Source organism: Pseudomonas sp. NY15356 (genome assembly GCF_048068175.1).
Taxonomy (GTDB): domain Bacteria; phylum Pseudomonadota; class Gammaproteobacteria; order Pseudomonadales; family Pseudomonadaceae; genus Aquipseudomonas; species Aquipseudomonas putida_K.
In genome coordinates, this window is sequence record NZ_JBLUPW010000105.1 from 1 (window position 1) to 279 (window position 279).

At 58.1% G+C, this 279-nt stretch carries 1 protein-coding gene; it reads right to left on the reverse strand.

Annotated elements, in window-relative coordinates:
• Window positions 1-279: immunoglobulin-like domain-containing protein (locus tag ACNFCI_RS24140; RefSeq protein WP_416768448.1), on the reverse strand; the 279-nt coding region annotated here is incomplete at both ends.

A 279-nucleotide genomic window follows, 5' to 3' on the forward strand; every position in this document is an offset into this window, starting at 1 on the left:
GTCGTCCGGCGCTTTAACGGTGATAGAGCCGCTGGCGCTGCCGGCAGGGATAGAAACTTTTGTGCCATCGGTCAGAGTGAAGACCAGGCCACCATGGCCGTTGACCGGCAGCTTCTGGCCATTGCTGAGGGTCACGGTGTAGGTAATTTCACCGCCTTCAGCGACGGTAGATTTATCCACAGACAGCGTGGCTTTCACTTCGCTGATCGTATCGGTGATGTTGACGGTGGCCTTGTCGCCCAGTTGCAGGTTTTCGAACTGCTTGCCGGCGACGGTCGC